We start from the raw sequence: 14,352 nt of genomic DNA, 5'->3' as shown, positions 1-14,352 counted from the left end.
GATGCGCCAATGTTTACTATTAAACACCTGCTTTTAATTGTTATTGTACTTTTTACGCAATGCATAAGTGCAGCACAACCGTCAGTTTTACTGGCTAAAGTATATGACGAAACGAAGCATTATGATGTAAGTAAATATTTAGTCAGTGAAAAATATGATGGCGTAAGAGCTATCTGGACCGGCACGGAGTTTGTCACTCGTAAGGGTAATATTATCAATGCGCCAAGTTGGTTTACAGCGCCATTGCCAAATGTATGGCTTGATGGTGAGCTGTGGACTAAACGTGAGCACTTTTCTGCGCTTAGTGGCATAGTCAGAACTAAAAAACCTAATAATCATGATTGGCAAACTATTACTTATAAAGTATTTGATATGCCAGATAAAAATCTGCCTTTTAGCACTCGCTATAAAAACTATAATGAGCTTATTACTAGCCTAAACTCGCCGCACATTAGTGCTGTAGTTCAATATAGTTTTACAAATAATGAGCAGCTTACAGAGTATTTTGAGAACATAACTAAGCAGGGCGGCGAGGGCGTAATGCTTCATTTGGCCAGCGCTAAGCACAGCAATGGAAGGAGTAATGTATTACTAAAATTAAAACCTTATTTAGATGCAGAAGCGGTTGTAATTGCGCACTTACCAGGCAAAGGTAAATATCAAGGTATGTTAGGGGCATTAAGGGTAAAAACAGCGCAGGGGCAGGTATTCTCTATTGGTACTGGGTTTAATGATGCACAGCGCTCTATCCCACCGGAGATTGGTAGTACTGTAACGTACCGATTTCATGGCTTAACAAAAAATGGGTTACCGCGTTTTGCCAGTTTTTTACGGGTCAGAGATAGTTTATAACATTTATAAATTTTACAAAGTGTGCTAAATTGCGCGGCCTTTTTGGTAATGTGTGGTGAAGTATGTTTGTAGGTTTTGATTACGGTAGTTCTAATTGTGCTATGGGTGTAATGAGCGAGGGTAATGTTCAATTAGTACCGCTAGAGCAAGGAAAACATTACTTACCGTCTACACTTTACACTCATCACAGTGCGTTGGTTGTGGATTTTGTTGCTAAGCATTTACATGGCACAGCCCATGAGCATGACTTTTTAACTCAGCGCCAAGCATTATTAAATACCTTACCTCGTATTAAGTCAGACCTTGATTTACAACCTTCAGATGAAACATTATTTATTGGTCGTGAAGCGATTAGCGAGTACGTGCAGTTTCCTGAAGAAGGCTATTTTGTTAAGTCCCCTAAATCATTTTTTGGTGCAACAGGTTTAAAGCAAGGTCAAATTAACTTTTTTGAAGATATCGCAACTGCGATGATCTTAAAAATTAAGCAACGCGCTGAGCTCTCTTTAGGTAAAACACTTACACAAACAGTGATTGGTCGTCCAGTAAACTTTCAAGCTGTGGGTGGTGAGCAATCAAATCAACAAGCGGTCGGTATTTTAGAGCGTGCTGCTAAACGTGCTGGTTTTAAAGACGTAGAGTTTTTATATGAGCCACTTGCTGCGGGTATCGACTACGAGAGTGATTTAACTCAGGATCAAAAAGTACTCGTTATTGATATTGGTGGTGGTACAAGTGACTGCTCATTTGTACAAATGGGCCCAAGCTTTAGAGGAAATAGTCAGCGCGATAGTGATTTTTTATCTCACAGTGGTAAACGTGTTGGCGGAAACGATTTAGATATTGCTTTGAGCTTTCATGGTTTAATGCCGTTATTGGGTTTAGGTAGTACGTTTAAATCGGGTTTGCCTTTGCCTAATCAAGCGTTTTGGCAAGCGTGTAAAATTAACGATGTAAACTTACAAAGCCAATTTTATAGTGAAAGCCATACCCGAGAGCTAAACGCACAATTACGTGATGTAAGTGCACCTGAGCTTTATAAGCGTTTAATACATTTACAGCAAAACAAGCAAGGCCATCAGTTAGTACAACAAGGTGAAGCGGCTAAAATAGCACTTTCGTCTGCTAGTGCGTTTGATTGCGATTTAAGCTTTTTAGATAGTGGGTTGAATAAAAATGTATCGGTAAGCGATTTAGCTGTTGCCGTTGAGAGTAGTATTAGCCAAATAGTTACTTTAGCAAAACAAGCAATCAGTGACGCTGCGACCACGCCAGACATTATCTATTTAACAGGCGGTAGTGCACAATCACCATTGATTAAAGCGGCTTTAAGTGAGCACTTAGGCGATATAAAAATGGTTAACGGGGATCACTTTGGTAGTGTAACCGCTGGCCTGACTAAATGGGCCAGCATGCTTTATAAATAACCTAGATTACAATTGAGGTTTAAAGATCTATTTGTCGGGTTGCGAGGTATTTTTCGTAATCTGGCAATGTACGTTCAAGCTCTACGTCCATAAGCGGTGAGCTTAATAACATATCTGCACTTACCTCATTACACGCCACCGGAATATTCCAAACAGCTGCTAAACGCAGTAGTGCTTTAACATCAGGGTCATGAGGCTGTGATGCTAATGGGTCCCAAAAAAATATTAAAACATGTATCTCATGTTCTGCTATTTTAGCGCCAAGTTGTTGATCGCCGCCCATAGGACCGCTTAAAAGCTGAACTACATCAAGCCCCGTAGTTTTTTGAATTAAATGCCCCGTAGTACCTGTGCCATATAAAGTGTGCTTACTTAGTATTTCTTTGTGCTTTTCACACCATAATTTTAGTGCTGCTTTTTTACCATCGTGTGCCACTAAAGCAATATTTTTTTGTGCGGGAAGAGATTGTTTTTTTTGTTCCATGCTAATTCTTTTTATTGATGAACCTAAACTCGGAAGAATAAATCTCTTAACCAAAGTGCAGGTTAGTTAAAATAATAGATTGATAGCAAGGGCAATAAATACAATGCCAGTGATCCTATCAATCCAAAGTTGGCTATTTGGGTTACGTCTAAAAAACTGTGCAATTTTGTCGCCAAAATAAATATACGTGCAGTCAATCGGAAAAGCAAAAAGAGGGTAAAGTAAGCCAAAAAACGCGAGCTGAAAAGTAGCCGATGAAAGCGTTGGATCTACAAATTGTGGAATAAATGCAATAAAGAATAATGCTACTTTAGGGTTTAATACTTCAGTCATCATGGCCTGAAACATGACATTACTTTTTTTACTGGTACTTATATGCGGTTTATCGGTTTGCTTGTCATCAGGTGTCGGCTCTGGCTGCTTTAACGTGCCTTTAATCATCATAAACCCTAAATAGCATAAGTATGCTGCGCCTGCATATTGCACTGCGGCATAGGCACTAGGGGAAGCTTTCAGTACTGCGCTTAGGCCTACAACAGCAAATAGCGTATGAACAACCCCACCTAATGCAAAACCAAAAGCACTTTGCATACCAGCACTTCGACCATTAGCAAATGTTTGCGCCATCAAAAATGCATTTGATGGCCCAGGCGCTACTGCCATTAAAAAGCTGGCTAATAAAAACGAGACTAGAAAGTCAGGATTGATCATTGAGTACTTTTAGCTGGGTGTAAAGTATGTGCTTTTTTGCTCATTAAAATAAGCCAAAGCGGAACTAGTAATAATAAGTGAAAAGCAATCAACCACGGTGTGCTTAGCCCTAAATATTGGGTTAAAACGACGAGTATACTTGCGCCACTCATTTGCATTGCACCGAGTAATGCAGAGGCTGTGCCTGCTTGTTTAGGAAAGCTAGACAGAGACATTCCTGCTGCAGAGCCTAAACTTAAAGCAAACCCTAATGCTGCAATTAAGATAGGTAGCATAAGCGCAAATGCTGTTTCTATATGACTCAAGGCTAGCATTAAAATACCTGAGAAAACCAGTACACTCACACCGACACGCAAAGCACGTTGGCTATTTCGTTTAATGTAGGTTGGTAAAATAAAACTTGCGACAATACTTATTACGGCATTTAACGTAAACCAAAAAGTAAAGTCGGCTACGGTGCCCCCTAAATGTGTAATAAGCCAGCCTGGTGCGAGCGTTACATACACTAATATGGCTGACATTGAGACCATACAAATTAGGCTATTAAACAAAAATACCGGTGTTTTAATAATCGGAGTAAAGCGACGTAAATCTAAAATATGCCCCTGATAATGACTATCAGCAGGGCGCGTTTCTCTAAAAAAGAATAGGGTAACAATAAGGCCCAAAATGGCAAACGCGGTTAAAAACATAAAGTTCATACGCCAGCCAAACTGTACGGTAAGCCAAGCCCCTAAAATAGGTGCCATTGCCGGAATAAAGCACACAATCCCGTTAAGGTAGGTGATCATTTGTCCGCTTCGTTCACTGCCATATTTATCACGCACTATCGCAAATGCGACAACAAATGTGGCACACGCTCCAAATCCCTGAAAAGCACGTGCTATTAGTAATATCTCAAAAGAAGGCGAGTAGTATGCGAGTAATGCAGAGCTTGCATACAAACTAATGCCCACTACTGCCACTGGTTTTCGGCCAAATCTATCAGCTAAAGGGCCCGCAATTAATTGGCCTAAACCCACTGTTAGCATAAAAATAGCAACGGTTTGCTGTACTTGTTGTTCAGTAACTGCAAATTGTTCTGCAATAGTTGGAAAAGCAGGTAGGTAAATATCGATTGCCATAGGGCAAAATATAACGAGTAACGCTAAGATAAGTAACAAAGTCATATTAGGTTTAGCGGGCTGTGTTTGCATTGAGTCTCCTTTTGTCGAGTATTTTAGGTGGGCACTCATAAAAAAGAAAGGGCTTATGACCCCTACATAGGTCGTCATTCTTACTTTTTGATTGGATTAAGCTAAAAAGCCAGCATAAATGGACTTTTTAAAACTGGTCTGATGTGTTAATTTTAAAAAAGTAACTGTTGATGGAAAATAATAATGAGTAATAAATCTGCACTTGTACAAACATGGCATAAATTTAAGCGCCTACCTTTTGGGAATTGGCTTTTTACTAAAGCTGTTTGCTTTAAAGCGCCATATTTTGGTTCGATGAAACCTTACGTACTCGATTTGAGAGAGGGCCATTGTAGTGCGGTGGTTAAAAACCGTCGCAGCGTTCATAATCATATTGGAACTATTCATGCTATTGCGCAGTGTAATTTAGCTGAATTGTGTGCAGGTGTAATGGTTGATGCAACAGTGCCAGTTAAAACGCACCGTTGGATCCCAAAAGGGATGACAGTTAGGTATTTGGCTAAAGTAGATACAGATGTACGAGCAGTCGCTGAAATTGATTTACCACACAAGTGGATTGATAAAGAAGACTTAGTAGTACCGGTGAAACTGTATAATACCCGCAATGAGCTTGTTTTCACTGCAGATATTACTATGTACATTACTGAGAAAAGGTAACTTACGTAAAGCTGATTTGACTTAGCTTTTATCAGCGGCTTGTTTATTTACAAATGATAAGTCGCTGCCATCTTCTTTCAATAATGCTTTAACTTCTTTTGCGGGTTTTAGTTCTTTCGAAATTAGTTCCGGCTCTTCTTTTTCAAAGCGTTGCTTTAAACTGCCTTCAATTACTGCGCCTGCATCAATACTCAATGTATCGTGAAATACGTCGCCATGAACATGAGCGCCACTTTGTACTTTTACTTCACTGGCATTAATAGACCCAATAACTTTACCTTTAACAATAACGCTTTTAGCTTCAACAATACCTTCAACAACTCCCGCTGAGCCAATAACTAAATGCTCCACTTTTATGTCACCATCAATACGGCCATCAAGCTGTACTTCACCTTGACTAACTAAAGTGCCTGTAAGACGTACGTCTTCAGAAATAATAGACGGTGTGTGATTCACTCTTTTTAAATTAGAGCTAACTGTTTTTTGTTTTTTTCTACCAAACACGAGAAAGCGCCTTTGTTATTTTTAGAGGATTGACTTGTTTACCATTAAGTAATACTTCGTAGTGTAAATGTGTGCCTGTGCTTCGGCCGGTGCTACCCATTAGTCCGATTACATCATGTTTAGTGATTGATTGACCTTTTTTTACTTTAATTTTATTTAAGTGTCCAAATCGAGTCACTAAGCCATTTTTATGTTCAAGCTCAATAAAGTTACCATAACCACCATTACGACCGGCACGAAGAACTACAGCGTCTGCTGGAGCGAATATTTCGGTTTTATGCCAACCGGCTAAATCAATTCCTTTATGAAAGGCATGATTACTATTCATAGGATCTTTTCTAAGGCCAAAATTACTCGAAATATAGTATTTAGCTTTAGCTAAAGGCAGGGTGTTTGGTAGCTCAGTTAAAAAGTTTTCTAAATTATTTAATATTAATAACTTATCAACGATGGCTAAAAAGTGGCTTGGAATTTTTGTTTCGTTAAAAATATCAAGTGGCCCACCTTGCGCAGTTGTCTGGGCGCTTAATATTAGGTGTTGCTCAAGCGCAGACTCAATTCCTGCGCCTTTGACCATAGCTAAAATGGCTTGGTGACGTTCACTAATTTGGTTATCTAAATAGGTAAAGCTTTGCTCATAATGATTATTTAAGTTGGCCACTCTTGTTGCGAATGTAATTGGAGCGATTAACTGTGCTTGTTTACCTTTTTGATTTTCATCGACTAATGGTTCATGAAATTCATTGCCATTTTCATTAATAGGTACATCAAGTTCTGTATCAAGCTTAATAACATCTTTGCTAATTGAAGCAGGAAGGGATTCTATCATGCTTTGCAGTAGCGCCTGCTTTTGCTCAAGAATTGCAAGTTGCTCTAACTGCGTTGCTTGAAGGGCTTGTTGCTCACTGACTTTTTGTTGCCACAGCGTTTGCTCGGTTATTTGATTTTGTTTTATGTCAGAGATTTTATTTGTTTGTGTATAAACACGAAAGCTCGAAATACTCAGCCAAGTAAAAGTGACTAAAATAAGCAACGCTACAAGAAGTTGAAACCAAGAGGCTAAAACAACATGCTTAACTTCGCCATTTTGACGAATAAGTAGCTGACGAGCAGGGAAAAATTTATGATAAAAAGACTTTATAAATACTGACATGGCATATAAACACTGGCTATTAACCGAATTAAGATAGCAATTTGAGTTAAAAAAGCTAGAAAAAAATTGTAACTGTTCAAAAATTAATAAAAAAGGGCTGCTTTTAGTAAGCAGCCCTTTTAATAAATTTTTTAATATGCGTATTATTTTGCCGGCAGTACAGTACTCTCTACAGAGCCAAAACCTATACGTGCATAGCCTTCTTTTTCACACCAGCCACGCATAATAACGTTATCGCCATCTTCTAAAAAGCTGCGTTGTTCGCCATTACTTAGCGTAATTTTTTCTTTACCGCCACGAGAAAGCTCAAGTAATGAACCTGCTTCTTCGTGCGTTGGACCTGACTGAGTGCCCGAACCTAGCATGTCACCTGGCATAAAGTTACAGCCATTTACTGTGTGATGAGTAACCATTTGTGCCACAGTCCAGTAAGAGTGCTTAAAGCTAGATGTTGATACGCGCGTTGGGTTATGGCCTTCGCTACGCATTTTTTGCGTTTGAATTCTAACATCCATTTGAATATCAAAAGCACCTTGGTCGCGATTCGCTTTTGATTCTAAATAGTCCATAGGCTGTGGATCGTTTTCATCACGTGTCCAGCTTGTTCTGTAAGGCGCTAATGCTTCGGTTGTTACAATCCAAGGCGATACAGTTGAGGCAAAGTTTTTAGCTAAAAATGGACCAAGCGGTTGGTATTCCCACGCTTGCAAGTCACGTGCTGACCAATCGTTAAATACACAAAAGCCAAATACATGGTTTTCAGCATTTTCGATAGCGATTGCATCGCCCAGTGCATTGCCTTTACCTAAGTAAATACCCAGCTCTAGTTCGTAATCAAGGCGTTTACAAGGACCGAATGATGGCACTTCTGCATCAGGCGCTTTAGTTTGGCCTTTAGGGCGATGAAATGTTTGACCCGATACGTCAATAGATGAAGAGCGACCATGATAACCAATAGGTACCCATTTATAGTTAGGTAGTAATGGGTTATCAGGGCGAAATAAACTACCCACAGCAGTAGCATGATAAATAGAAGTGTAAAAGTCGGTGTAATCACCGATACGACAAGGCAAAGAAAACTCTATATCAGACTGTGCAACCAATGTATCGCTAAGCGCTTGTTGGTGCTCAGAGCCTGCTCTTAGTGCTTTTGAAAGCGCTAAACGAAGAGCTGACCAATACTGCTTTCCTAAACCCATAAATGTATTTAAGGTTGCTTCACTTGCTGCATCTGCGGCTGTTTTAGCGTCACCTGTTAAAACATTTAATTTACTCAGTTTTGCTAAATCGATTACTTGGTCACCAATTGCAACACCACCACGAAAGGCCTCATCAGACCCTTTACGACGAAATTCTGCAAACGGTAAGTTTTGAATCGGGAAGTCGCAATTATCAACATTAGCTGATTCTACCCAGCTGGTTAAATTAATATCGTGGGTTTCGTTAATTAGGCTCATTACATTTCCTTTGGATTTTACTGTATGGCTACAAGGTATAGTTTATTTAATCATACTTGTACTTGGCGCCATACTTTTTAAATATTAAAACGACAAAAAGCAGCGAAGTTCGCTGCTTTTAATTTACTCAAATATTTTATAAAACGCCGCGACGCTCTTGGTCACGTTCGATTGATTCAAATAATGCTTGGAAGTTACCTTCACCAAAGCCACCATCATCAACGCGTTGGATCATTTCTATAAAGATTGGACCAAATAAGTTTTTAGAGAAAATTTGTAATAAATAACAATTTTCACTTTGGCTATCTACGAGTATCTGATGCTCACGAATTTTTTCTTTATCTTCAGCAACCCAAGGTACACGGTCAAAAATAGTATCGTAGTACTCTGGGATAATATCTAAAGTGGCAATTGTTGATTTATCAAGCTTATCAAGAGAGCTTACTAAGTCATCTGTTAAAAACGCTAAATGTTGAACGCCTGGGCCGTTGTACTCACCAAGGTATTCATCAATTTGGTTGTTATCGTTACCTTTACCTTCGTTTATTGGAATAGAGAAGGTGCCGCATGGCGATTTAAGTGCATAGGAGATAAGCGCTGTTTTTTGACCTTTAATGTCAAAGTAGCGTACTTCAGTAAAACCAAATACGTCTTTATAAAAGTTAGCCCATTTTTCCATGGTGCCTTTATAAACGTTATTGGTTAAATGATCGATTCGGATAAAGCCTTTATCTTCTACAACATTTTGCGTTTCTAAGTCTTCAAAATCACTTTCGTAGATAGTGCCTTTGTCGCCAAATTGTTCAATAAAGTAAATTAGGCTGTCGCCAATACCATAGATTGCAGGGTAAGGCATATTTTTATGCGTTGAGTCGGTCGCTGGTTTTGCACCACGTTCTACTGCAGTTTCAAATGCTTTTTGCGCATTCTCAACACGCCAACCCATTGAACAAATAGCAGGGCCATGGCTTTTAGCAAATTCTGCAGAAAAACCTTCACGCTCGTTATTCAGTAAAAAGTGAATATCGTTTTGGTTGTAATAAACAATGTCTTTACCTTTGAATTTTTTAAGCTTAGAGAAGCCAAAATCAGTAAATACTTTATCCATATAATCAGCATCAGGTGTTGCGTACTCGGTAAATTCAATACCGACTAAACCCAAATAGTTATTTACTTCACTCATTATTATTACTCCCGCAATTAAGCACTGCGATTATGTGTTGTTGTCATATTGCAGTAGATAATCAACCAGATTTTTAATTTGGGGAAGAGGAGGGCGCTATTTAGTATGTAGCGCATGTGTAAATTTTATAGGACGGTTATTATAAAGTTACGTGTTTGTAATACAGTTAAGTAAAATGAAGTTATATGGTATAAATTCAAGTGGGAGTGCTTGTTTTTAAGTTATTGTATTTAAATACTAAAAAGGAGGTTTAACCTGCGCTAAACCTCCTTTTACAATTAATAAGCAAAAGCCTTTTTGTATGTAATTGTTTACACTTTAAGAGCCGTTACCAAAGAACTTGTTCCGTTGTTCTATCCACACGTTAGTTTTAATTGCTGGAGCTGCTTGGTAATGGCGCTCAATGGTTTGATTTAGCACTCGCGTCGGTTGCTCAAAAGACAGCTTTTGTTGTGCGCCGCCCATACTTTTAATTTCATCTCTGGTCATAGCACGTCCTGCATAAAGCAGCGAGTTTAAGTACCCTGGTACTGTTTCGTAATTGTTATCTGTAAAAAGCAATACAGATTGATTGAGTGCCCAGCGACTATCGATTTCGCCATCTTCTTTTACGCCAGCAAGTTCTCCATCTATATAGACTTCAAATACCCCGTTGGTTGGTGCTGTATAAAATACAAAAGCTATACGATGCCAAGAGTCAGGTTGTGTGTTGCCAAAATAGCCGCTATCGCTAGTTGCTTGTCCATAGCCGCCGCTTGGGTCAATAAACATATCGGCGTCATCATTAAGATAATCAGTTGTATTGGCTTGCATAATTGCACGGTAAATATCTTTACCTTCTGCGGGCCAGTATAAATCCATAACCAAGGTGTAGTCAGACACCATTCCTTCATTTGCAAAGTCACCATTTGCTGGTGTGTTTAAATCAATAAGTAAGCCTTCTGTTGGAGCGTGGCGAGAAAACGCCATAACACCTGAAGGACCATCACTTAAATCATCAATATTTAATTGAGTAGTGGTGCTATATTGTGTCTCTGCAGTGCCCCAGTTTGTTTCATCTGGATCAAAGTAGCTAAGTACCGAAGGTCCAAAATCAGCTGCTAACGGGTTGTTAGTATCGTCAAAGTTCCATACGGTTACATTTGCTAAGTTGTTGCATGAATAAAGTTCGGTGTCAGTGTCAAGGTGTAGGCACTGACTTGTTCTAGCACGTGCATATTTATCAAGTAGCCACCAAGCTTCAGCTATTGGTTCTACGTTTGAGAATGTAACACTATTAAAAAATAAATCAGGATTCAAAGCTGCTCCTTTAAATAGTGCAACTTCGTAATTATTTGTGGGTTGTATATCTTCAGGTTTAAGTAAAAACCAATCTGGTTGACTTGCAAACATCGTTGTTAAGTCGCTTCCCGATACTGTTACTTTATAAATAGAGTTAAACCCTGGCGTATTTGATGGCTGTCTTTCTACGTAAAAAGCTTTATGGAAGTCTTCTTGAGTAAGTGTGCCGGGTGTCCAGCGCTTTTGTACTAGTTCAGGATTAAGTAATGCTGCGCTAATTGTGCTTGAATGTTTTGCGGCTAAGGCGGTGATTTCGGCTAGCTGCGCATCAGTTGGATAGTTTTCAGAAATAGCGATTTCCGTTTCTGCATCGGGAGCATAACGCCCCATTATCTCATCTATAGCTAGTTTTGTTGCCTCATCGCGTTCATCAATTGTATCGGTTTCAATCGTTTTGTAATCAACAACTGGGGATGATTTATCAGCTAAATTAAAATTAAGCGTTAAGTCCGTAATACCTTTAGCGTAAAAGTCCGGTTGTAAAACAATAGCGCCGTTATCAAGGGTTGTGTAGCTTTCCCCACCGTGTGTATGGCCGCCAAGTACTAAGTCTATACCGGGTACGTTTGTTGCCATATCAGTATCTTGGCCTACACCTAAGTGGCTCAACATAATCATGTAATCTACATCATCACTGTATTGGTTTACGATGCTTTGTGCGATTTGTTGCCATTGCCAGCTCATTTTAAATTGTTTAATAAAATCAGGGATCGGATCATCTTGAATTGGTTCATCTAGCTCATTCCATGGCACTGAGGTCATGCCAAAGACACCAAGTGTAATACACCCTACTTGTACTTTTGCAAATCCTACGCCTGCAAAATCTTGTAGTTGCTCTGCTTCATAACGAGTATTACTAGCAAGTACAATTGCATTCTCGTCTTGGGAATAACTTAGTAATTTTTCAGGGCCCCAAGCATAATCATGATTTCCAACGACTCGCAGGTCAAACTGCATTGCTTTTATAGCTTCTTCTGTCGCGGTACCTTGTGATAATTGCTCAGCAACGGTGCCTTTTTCATAGTCGTCACCACCGTTTGTAAATAAGGTGTGCGGAGTTTGGCTTGCTACTTGGTTGTAGTAGGCTTTTATCCGGCTGAAATATTGCTCTTCATAGCCAAAGCGAGCATGTAAATCGGCAACGTGAACAAACCTTACCGACTGCTCTGTTGCATTAGCGTCACAAGTTGGGCCGATATTTGCAAAAGCTTCATTGCGCTGCATTTGTATTGCATATGTGCCCAGTGTTGTTACTTGAGCGCTAACAAATCCATCTAAAACTATTGAATTTGTAACAGTATCCCAATTAGCGCCCGATAGTTTTGCGATAAACAGTTGTCCGCCTAATGCATAGTCATCAGGGATTTTTATTGTGATGGTAATAGGTTTTTCAAGAGTAAGCGTGGAGGGCGTAAGCGCATGTAAATCAGAAATTATATTTTGTTGTATATTCGTCTCATCTAATAATGTTTTCTCGTAGGTAAGCTCTACATCACTAGAAATAGCACTGGAAGGTGCATTAAATATAAAATTGCCTTCGTCTAAAGTAGCGTCTAAACCATTAGCGCTTGATAGCGTTAATTTGCTAGGTTCAGGCTCAACAGGATCGTTTGGATTAACCGTCACTTCATCACCGCTACCACAGGCAGTTAGAATAAAGCTAAGAAATATAAATATAATAACACGTGATATCGTTAACGATTGCATCTACGGATGTCCCTGAGTCTATTCAATAACCAATCAGGATATAATATCAGTTAACGGGGGCAGGGCAAAGTTGAATAAAAAATTCCCCCATAGAAGCTATGGAGGAATTGTCTTAGGTTATATTGCTACATTTGAAATAAACAATAATTAAGAGACTTTCTCTTCTAAACCTTGTTTTTCCCATACTTTAGCTTTAAAAGTCATTAGTACTAAAACAACACCAACACCAATGCTAAATAATGCAATTTGTAAGTATAAGTTAGGAATTTCATCAACATTATTCGGATCGAAATTACCAGCAAGTAAACCTGCGATGATGTTACCGATTGAGTAAGTTAATACAAACACACCCATCATTTGGCCAGTGTAACGTTTAGGCGATAACTTACTTACAGCACTTAATGCTACAGGGCTTAAACAAAGCTCACCCACTGTATGTAAAAAGTACGTAGTAACAAGCCAGTAAGGCGCAACTTTTAAGCCTTCAGCTGCGTAATGAGCCGCCATAAACATAACTAAAAAGCCTGATGCCATGATAATTAAGCCAATTGCACATTTAACGCTGTAGCTAGGTGATACTAAGCTTTTAGATAAGTTAATCCAAAGCGCTGCAAAAAATGGCGATAAAGCAATAATAAACAGTGAGTTTAATGATTGAAACCACGTTGTAGGGATTTCAAAAGTACCAATAAGACGGTCAGTATAGTCGCGAGCAAATAAGTTTAATGATGAACCAGCTTGTTCAAAGCCAGACCAAAAACATGCAGATGCAATACATACTAAAAATAGTGCCCACATTCTTTGTTTTTCGGCATCTGTTAAATTACCTGTAAAGTAAATAACTCCAAAATAAACAAAAAAGATAATAGTAAATACAATGGCTGTGTAACCTGCAACTACAGTTGGATTAATAACAATAGCGCCGGTCATTGCAGCCGTAGTAACTGCAGCAGCTGCAATTACAAATGCAGCAATACCGCCCCATGCACGTGAAGTACCTTTAGAGCCTAATGGATTAGCCGGTAAAGCACTGTGCTTTGGTAAGTTATTAAGTGTGAGTTTGTACTGCACTAAACCAATGGCCATACCGACAGCTGCCGCACCAAATGCCCAGTGCCAGCCTACGTTCTCCATAAAGTAACCACATACGTAGTAACCTATTAAAGAACCCATGTTAATACCCATGTAATAAATAGCGTAACCGCCATCACGACGCTCATCAGCATCGCTATATAATTGGCCTACCATTGCACTGATATTTGGTTTTAGTAAACCAGTACCTGTTGCTACAAATATTAAGCCAACGAAGAAAGAATAATCATGTGGAATAGCCAAAATAATATGGCCAATCATAATAATTATGCCGCCATACCAAACTGCTTTTTGACCACCAAACAATCTATCAGCTAGCCACCCACCTGGTAAGCCTAAAAAGTATACTGCGCCTGTGTACAAACCATAGATTGCAGCAGCTGATGCAACAGTAAAGGCAAGGCCTTCTTCTTGTAAGCTTGCTGTCATGAATAATACGAGCATAGCTCGCATACCGTAATAACTCATTCGTTCCCACATTTCAGTGAAGAACAATGTCGAAAGTCCTTTAGGGTGGCCAAACCAACCACTATCTGGAGCTGAACTCATATTTACTTCCTAACTTTAAGAATTGTTGTAATGGCCTTA

The 14,352-nt window shown here is 39.2% G+C and carries 12 protein-coding genes; 3 read left to right on the top strand and 9 right to left on the bottom strand.

Features of this window, described 5'->3' with window-relative positions; genetic code table 11:
- Positions 1 to 9 precede the first annotated feature (9 nt).
- Together FFU37_RS10795 and yegD are read left to right on the top strand one after the other, a co-directional pair.
- Positions 10 to 852, top strand: coding sequence for a DNA ligase (locus FFU37_RS10795; RefSeq protein WP_138489469.1), 843 nt, complete (start codon positions 10 to 12; stop codon positions 850 to 852).
- A gap of 62 nt (positions 853 to 914) precedes the next feature.
- The gene (yegD, locus tag FFU37_RS10790; protein ID WP_138489468.1) at positions 915 to 2,279 is read left to right on the top strand and encodes a molecular chaperone; all 1,365 of its coding nucleotides are present in this window, start codon (positions 915 to 917) and stop codon (positions 2,277 to 2,279) included.
- Positions 2,280 to 2,298: 19 nt separating this feature from the next.
- Here yegD and FFU37_RS10785 read toward each other — a convergent pair whose 3' ends face one another.
- From FFU37_RS10785 to FFU37_RS10775, 3 genes are all read right to left on the bottom strand, one after another.
- Positions 2,299 to 2,763 (bottom strand): methylglyoxal synthase, encoded by a 465-nt coding sequence (locus FFU37_RS10785; protein ID WP_138489467.1) that lies wholly within the window; start codon positions 2,761 to 2,763, stop codon positions 2,299 to 2,301.
- Positions 2,764 to 2,829: 66 nt separating this feature from the next.
- Positions 2,830 to 3,474 carry a LysE family translocator gene (locus FFU37_RS10780; RefSeq protein WP_024589445.1) on the bottom strand — a complete coding sequence of 215 codons (645 nt, stop codon included), beginning with the start codon at positions 3,472 to 3,474 and terminating at the stop codon, positions 2,830 to 2,832.
- Positions 3,471 to 4,670, bottom strand: coding sequence for a multidrug effflux MFS transporter (locus FFU37_RS10775; RefSeq protein ID WP_002958193.1), 1,200 nt, complete (start codon positions 4,668 to 4,670; stop codon positions 3,471 to 3,473). Before FFU37_RS10775 ends, FFU37_RS10780 begins: the two co-directional genes overlap by 4 nt.
- Before the next feature lie 183 nt (positions 4,671 to 4,853).
- On the opposite strand from FFU37_RS10775, the gene FFU37_RS10770 reads away from it, so the two are divergent.
- Positions 4,854 to 5,327 (top strand): hotdog fold domain-containing protein, encoded by a 474-nt coding sequence (locus tag FFU37_RS10770; RefSeq protein WP_002958195.1) that lies wholly within the window; start codon positions 4,854 to 4,856, stop codon positions 5,325 to 5,327.
- 21 nt (positions 5,328 to 5,348) lie between these two features.
- Here FFU37_RS10770 and FFU37_RS10765 read toward each other — a convergent pair whose 3' ends face one another.
- The 6 genes from FFU37_RS10765 to FFU37_RS10740 all read right to left on the bottom strand — a co-directional run bounded on the left by FFU37_RS10765 (position 5,349) and on the right by FFU37_RS10740 (position 14,313).
- Positions 5,349 to 5,831: a bactofilin family protein gene (locus FFU37_RS10765; protein ID WP_002958196.1), complete on the bottom strand. Its 483-nt coding sequence runs from the start codon at positions 5,829 to 5,831 to the stop codon at positions 5,349 to 5,351.
- Complete coding sequence (locus FFU37_RS10760; protein ID WP_039487126.1) at positions 5,821 to 6,984, bottom strand: M23 family metallopeptidase; 1,164 nt, start codon at positions 6,982 to 6,984, stop codon at positions 5,821 to 5,823. The genes FFU37_RS10765 and FFU37_RS10760 overlap by 11 nt, the downstream gene beginning before the upstream one ends.
- Before the next feature lie 143 nt (positions 6,985 to 7,127).
- Positions 7,128 to 8,441 carry a fumarylacetoacetase gene (gene fahA, locus FFU37_RS10755; protein WP_039487124.1) on the bottom strand — a complete coding sequence of 438 codons (1,314 nt, stop codon included), beginning with the start codon at positions 8,439 to 8,441 and terminating at the stop codon, positions 7,128 to 7,130.
- A 136-nt stretch (positions 8,442 to 8,577) separates the two neighbouring features.
- Complete coding sequence (gene hppD / locus FFU37_RS10750) at positions 8,578 to 9,624, bottom strand: 4-hydroxyphenylpyruvate dioxygenase (RefSeq protein WP_002958202.1); 1,047 nt, start codon at positions 9,622 to 9,624, stop codon at positions 8,578 to 8,580.
- A 318-nt stretch (positions 9,625 to 9,942) separates the two neighbouring features.
- Complete coding sequence (locus FFU37_RS10745; protein ID WP_138489466.1) at positions 9,943 to 12,672, bottom strand: metallophosphoesterase; 2,730 nt, start codon at positions 12,670 to 12,672, stop codon at positions 9,943 to 9,945.
- Positions 12,673 to 12,819: 147 nt separating this feature from the next.
- Positions 12,820 to 14,313, bottom strand: coding sequence for a peptide MFS transporter (locus FFU37_RS10740; RefSeq protein WP_024598453.1), 1,494 nt, complete (start codon positions 14,311 to 14,313; stop codon positions 12,820 to 12,822).
- Between the last annotated feature and the right edge of the window lie 39 nt (positions 14,314 to 14,352).

The sequence above is a fragment of the Pseudoalteromonas distincta genome, from assembly GCF_005877035.1.
Taxonomy (GTDB): domain Bacteria; phylum Pseudomonadota; class Gammaproteobacteria; order Enterobacterales; family Alteromonadaceae; genus Pseudoalteromonas; species Pseudoalteromonas distincta.
Note: the sequence above shows the minus strand (reverse complement) of the source record. Positions and strands in the feature narration are given on the sequence as shown.